Below are 6,059 nucleotides of genomic sequence, written 5' to 3'. Positions count from 1 at the left end.
TGGCACGTTATTTCCGTCGTCGTAAGTTCTGCCGTTTCACAGCGGAAGGCGTTCAAGAGATCGACTACAAAGATACCTTCACTCTGAAGAACTACATTACCGAAAGCGGCAAGATTGTTCCTAGCCGTATCACAGGTACTCGTGCTAAGTACCAGCGTCAGCTGGCACGCGCTATCAAGCGTTCACGTTACCTAGCTCTGCTGCCGTATACTGATGGTCATCAGTAATAGGCTGCTGTCTGTATTTTAAGACTCTAAAGAGGACACGGTAATGGAAGTTATTCTGCTTGATAAAGTTGCAAACCTGGGTAGCCTTGGTGACAAGGTAAACGTTAAGGCTGGTTACGCTCGTAACTATCTGGTACCTCAGGCTAAAGCAGTGATGGCAACTAAGAAGAACATCGAGTTCTTCGAAGCTCGCCGCGCTGAATTAGAAGCCAAACTGGCTGAAACCCTGATTGCAGCCGCAGCACGTGCAGAGACTCTGACTGCACTGGCGCGCGTAACCATCACCTCTAAAGCGGGTGACGGTGGCAAGCTGTTCGGTTCTATCGGTACTCGCGATATCGCTGATGCCGTAACCGCAGCAGGCGTTGAAGTTTGTAAGAGCGAAGTTCGTCTGGACAATGGTGCTCTGCGCACCACTGGCGAGCACGAAATTCGCTTCCAACTGCACGGCGAAGTTTTCGCTACTGTAGTTATCAGCGTAGAAGCTGAAGCATAATTGTTTCGCTTTCTTGCTTAAGAAAAACGCCGACTTTTGTCGGCGTTTTTTGTTTCGGCACGACCTTCAGTCAACTTCCGCTAAAACAACCCATATTACGCATTCTCTCTCGTGTAGCCACAAGGTATACTTGCCGGCTCAGTCTCATTTCTATCATCCGTTAGGGTGATACTCTCAAGTGCAGTGAATGTCTATGGCGGTTAAACAAACCAAACCCACACGCAGAGATGCGCAGGTTGACGGCATTAAACTGCCGCCACACTCATTAGAAGCTGAACAATCTGTTCTCGGCGGCTTAATGCTGGATAACGAACGCTGGGATAACGTGGCTGAAAAAGTAGTGGCCCGTGATTTTTACAGCCGTCCGCACCGTCTGATTTTTGAAGAGATGCACCGCTTATTAGAGCGCAGTAAGCCCATTGACCTGATTACGCTCTCTGAATCCCTTGAAGTAAAAGGGATTTTAGATGATGTCGGTGGCTTTGCCTATTTAGCTGAATTATCGAAAAATACCCCCAGTGCGGCCAATATCTCTGCCTATGCCGAGATAGTGCGTGAGCGTGCGGTGGTGCGCGACATGATTTCGGTGGCACATGAAATTGCCGATGCCGGTTACGATCCGCAGGGCCGCAACAGTGAAGATTTGCTCGATCTGGCTGAGTCTAAAGTCTTCCAGATTGCTGAAAATCGGGTCAGCAAAGATGAAGGCCCGAAAAGTATCGAGAGCATTTTGGAAGATACTGTTTCGCGTATTGAGCAGTTGTACCAGCGCCCGCACGACGGCGTTACCGGTGTCTCGACCGGTTTTGGTGATTTGGATAAAAAAACGGCTGGCTTGCAATCTTCTGATCTGATTATCGTGGCCGCACGACCTTCAATGGGTAAAACCACGTTCGCGATGAACCTGTGTGAAAATGCGGCGATGATGCAGGATAAACCGGTACTGATTTTCAGCCTTGAGATGCCAGCTGAACAGATCATGATGCGTATTCTGGCTTCACTTTCCCGCGTTGATCAAACTCGCATTCGTACCGGTCAGCTCGATGATGAGGATTGGGCGCGGATCTCAAGTACCATGGGTTTGTTGCTGGAAAAACGCAACATGTACATTGATGACTCGTCTGCGCTAACTCCGACCGAGTTGCGCGCCCGTGCGCGGCGGATTTTCCGTGAGCATGGTGGTTTGAGCATGATCATGGTCGATTACCTGCAATTGATGCGCGTTCCGGCGCTTTCTGACAACCGGACACTGGAAATTGCTGAAATTTCCCGTTCACTCAAAGCGCTGGCTAAAGAGCTGCAAGTACCGGTGGTCGCGCTGTCACAGTTGAACCGAAGTCTGGAGCAACGTGCCGATAAGCGGCCGGTGAACTCCGATCTGCGTGAATCAGGCTCTATCGAGCAAGATGCTGACTTGATTATGTTTATTTATCGTGATGAGGTATATCACGAGAATAGTGATCAAAAAGGCGTGGCCGAGATCATTATCGGTAAACAGCGTAACGGCCCGATAGGCTCGGTACGCTTAGCGTTCCAAGGACAGTGGTCTCGGTTTGATAACTATGCCGGCCCCGCATATGACGATGAGTATTAAGGACAAACACGTGAAAGCAGCGACCGCAGTGATTGATCGCATCGCGTTGCGACATAATCTGCAACGGGTTAAGGATTTTGCACCAGACAGCCGGATTATCGTAGTCGTGAAAGCCAATGGTTATGGCCATGGTTTGGTGGAAGTAGCGCACACACTCAAAGAGCAGGCCGATTGTTTCGGGGTCGCGCGCATTGAAGAGGCTCTTGCTTTACGCTCTGGCGGTATTGTAAAACCGATTCTTATGCTGGAAGGGTTCTTCTCTGCCGAAGATTTACCGGTACTGGTCGCCAATAATATTGATACTGTAGTACACAGTATCGAGCAATTGGAAGCGCTTGAGCAGGCCGTATTGGATAGGCCTATCACGGTCTGGATGAAACTCGATACTGGCATGCACCGTTTAGGTGTTCGCCCCGAGCATGCAGAGGCGTTTTATCAGCGCTTGCAGACCTGCCGTAATGTGGTGCAGCCGGTGCGCTTTATGAGCCATTTCAGCCGTGCTGATGAGCCAGAAGTGAGTACGACGTGCGATCAGCTGGCCTGTTTTGATTCTATTGTGGCAACCAAACCGGGCGCGCAGTCTATTGCGGCATCTGGTGGTATTTTGTTATGGCCACAATCACACCGTGACTGGGTGCGTCCGGGCATTATTATGTACGGTATCTCACCATTTAATGATTCGTTTGCCGACTGCTACGGGCTGCGTCCAGCAATGACGCTCAAATCAAGCCTGATTGCCGTACGTGAACATAAAGCGGGCGAGCCGGTTGGTTATGGTGGTTGCTGGGTGAGTGAGCGCGATACTCGCTTAGGCGTGGTCGCCATCGGGTATGGTGACGGTTATCCGCGTGATGCTGCAACCGGTACACCGGTGCTGGTGAACGGCCGTATTGTTCCGTTAGTCGGGCGGGTCTCTATGGATATGGTGACTGTTGATCTGGGGCCGGAAACGCAAGATAAAGTCGGCGATGAAGCCATTTTATGGGGCGAGGGTTTGCCGTGCGAGCAGGTCGCGCAATATACCGGTACCATCGCTTATGAGTTGGTGACTAAACTGACACCTCGGGTGCAGATGCAGTATATCGGCGATTAACCGATAATAACTCTAACGGCATATCGTTTGTGCCGTTGAATACTGTTGTATGCAGGCAATCAGCAGACTGTGTTCAGTCATGATTGCCTGCATACAAAAAGAGTCGGTTTAGATTGCGCTCTGTTGTACTGCTATTTGGCTTACAACTACTCAGCCCACAGCGCTTTACCGTACAGACGTTTATTCCAATCTTCTACCATGCCGCTGCGTAAACGTGCTTGCACCTGATTTGTCCAACTGACAGAAAGTTGCTCACAGTCATTCATCGCAACAAGCCCGACATGGTTGAGCGGTTCGGTGTAAAAAATATGGTTCATATGGTAGACCGAAAGCGGGCAGTCTCCGTGGGTCAGTAGGGTTAATGTATCATTGGGTTGCACCGTACCTGCTTGTAATACGCGCAACAACCAGCCGGTACGTCCACTGTTTTGCACCGCCATCGCCAGATTTTCAACGTCAAAACGTACGTTCAGTTTATAGCAGGGTGAGCGAGGCTGGCTGATTTGTACAACGGCTTCCCCTAATTGAAACACATCACCCACATGACAGTTCTCTTCGGTCAGCCCAAATCCTGACAGATTTTCGCCAAATGCCCCGCGGACAAAATTCGGATTATCAGGATAAATACTCTTCCAGTACTCATAGTGTTCTGCCGGATAGTAGTGCAGCGCGCGTTCAATACCACCGTGGTGACGGGTATCGGCTTGCTGATCGCCTTCAAAACCCAGCTCACTCAAAAAAAGCGCATTTTTACTCTCATTTTTGTAGATGGCACTGTGAATACCATGCAGCTGTGTACTACATGCCCCGTGGAAAATGCGCATTTCACTGCTGTTCATGATTTCCTCGTCTGCTTGATTTAAAAGGAAGAGAGCATTAAAACTGTGATCTTAATCTCTCTATGGTGGCATTGTCGTTATTGATGACGCTCAGAGTAGTAAACTTCCGTAAAACAAGGTTTCTCTGCACTAATTTGGTGCCTGAAAACCCTAATCTGTTCTTTAATTAAGTTATTTACTTTAAAACCGCTTTCTAAAAACAGATCAATTTATAGGAACACATGAGAATGAAGAATATTAACCCGACCCAAACGGCGGCATGGCAACAGCTAGAGCAGCATTATCAAACAATGCGTCATACTCATCTGCGCGATCTTTTCGCCGATCAGACGGATCGTTTTACCGCGTATTCTGCCGAATTTGAAGATCAATTTTTGTTAGATTATTCGAAAAACTTGATTAATCAATCAACTATGACGCATCTTTTTGCATTAGCAGAACAAACCGATCTGCCTGCATCTATCAAATCAATGTTCAGTGGCGAAAAAATTAACCGCACCGAAGATCGTGCGGTACTGCATATTGCACTGCGTAACCGTAGCAATACCCCGATCATGGTCGATGGCCGCGATGTGATGCCGGAAGTCAACGCGGTGCTGACCAAAATGAAAGCATTTTGTGATCGCGTGATTGGCGGTGAGTGGAAAGGCTATACCGGTAAAGCCATTACTGATGTGGTGAATATCGGGATTGGCGGCTCAGATCTTGGCCCTTACATGGTCACTGAAGCGCTGAAAGCGTATAAAAACCACCTGAATATGCACTTTGTCTCTAACGTTGATGGCACACACATTGCCGAAACGCTGAAAACCCTCAACCCTGAAACCACACTCTTTTTGGTGGCTTCAAAAACCTTCACCACGCAAGAAACCATGACCAATGCGCTCTCTGCGCGTGCATGGTTCTTGGCGGCAGCAGAGGATCAAGCGCATGTCGCTAAACACTTTGCTGCGTTATCAACCAATGCCAGCGCAGTCGCCGCATTTGGTATTGATACTGCCAATATGTTTGAGTTCTGGGATTGGGTTGGTGGGCGTTACTCCCTCTGGTCAGCCATTGGCTTGTCAATTGCGCTATCGATTGGTTTTGAGAATTTCGAGCAACTGCTGTCTGGTGCCCACGCGATGGACCGCCATTTTGCCGAAACCGAACTGTCGCACAACCTACCTGTTTTGCTGGCGCTGATTGGCCTGTGGTACAACAACTTCTTTGGTGCTGAAACCGAAGCCATTTTACCGTATGACCAATACATGCACCGTTTTGCTGCCTATTTCCAGCAGGGAAATATGGAATCAAACGGTAAATCGGTCGATCGCAACGGTGATCCGGTGAATTACCAGACCGGTCCGATTATCTGGGGTGAGCCGGGCACCAACGGTCAGCATGCGTTTTATCAGCTGATCCATCAGGGCACAAAACTGATCCCGTGTGACTTTATTGCACCGGCTAACAGCCATAACCCGCTAGGCGATCATCACGCTAAACTGATGTCGAACTTCTTTGCTCAAACCGAAGCGCTGGCATTTGGTAAAACGGCCGCTGAAGTGGAAGAGGAGTTTGTTTTGGCCGGTAAAACTGCCGCAGAGGTTGAGCATATCGTTCCGTTCAAAGCCTTTGAAGGCAACCGCCCAACTAACTCTATCTTGCTGCGTGAAATCACCCCGTACAGCTTAGGGGCACTGATTGCTTTGTATGAGCACAAAATCTTTGCACAAGGCGCAATGCTGAATATTTTCAGTTTTGATCAGTGGGGTGTAGAGCTCGGTAAACAACTGGCTAACCGCATTTTGCCTGAGCTACAAGATAGCCA

The 6,059-nt window shown here is 49.0% G+C and carries 6 protein-coding genes; 5 read left to right on the top strand and 1 reads right to left on the bottom strand.

The window, feature by feature from the left end:
- The 4 genes from rpsR to alr form a co-directional block, all read left to right on the top strand.
- Positions 1 to 227 (top strand): 30S ribosomal protein S18 (rpsR, locus tag ACRC27_RS07700; RefSeq protein WP_438634987.1); only part of this gene is annotated, 227 nt, incomplete at its 5' end.
- 43 nt (positions 228 to 270) lie between these two features.
- Positions 271 to 723, top strand: a complete 453-nt coding sequence (gene rplI, locus ACRC27_RS07695; protein ID WP_438622147.1) for a 50S ribosomal protein L9 — start codon at positions 271 to 273, stop codon at positions 721 to 723.
- Between the two features lie 193 nt (positions 724 to 916).
- Entirely contained in the window at positions 917 to 2,317 is a 1,401-nt protein-coding gene (gene dnaB / locus ACRC27_RS07690; protein ID WP_438622146.1) for a replicative DNA helicase, read from the top strand.
- A gap of 10 nt (positions 2,318 to 2,327) precedes the next feature.
- Positions 2,328 to 3,410: an alanine racemase gene (gene alr, locus ACRC27_RS07685; protein WP_438622145.1), complete on the top strand. Its 1,083-nt coding sequence runs from the start codon at positions 2,328 to 2,330 to the stop codon at positions 3,408 to 3,410.
- Positions 3,411 to 3,556: 146 nt separating this feature from the next.
- Here alr and ACRC27_RS07680 read toward each other — a convergent pair whose 3' ends face one another.
- On the bottom strand, positions 3,557 to 4,249 hold the full coding sequence (locus ACRC27_RS07680; RefSeq protein ID WP_438622144.1) for an MOSC domain-containing protein: 693 nt from the start codon (positions 4,247 to 4,249) through the stop codon (positions 3,557 to 3,559).
- Positions 4,250 to 4,476: 227 nt separating this feature from the next.
- Here ACRC27_RS07680 and pgi point away from each other — a divergent pair.
- Positions 4,477 to 6,059: glucose-6-phosphate isomerase (pgi, locus tag ACRC27_RS07675; RefSeq protein ID WP_438639574.1), on the top strand; the 1,583-nt coding region annotated here is incomplete at its 3' end.

Source organism: Plesiomonas sp., assembly GCF_051650925.1.
In the GTDB taxonomy this organism is placed as follows: Bacteria; Pseudomonadota; Gammaproteobacteria; order Enterobacterales; family CAMTGL01; genus Plesiomonas.
This window is presented reverse-complemented; position numbering and strand designations above follow the sequence as displayed.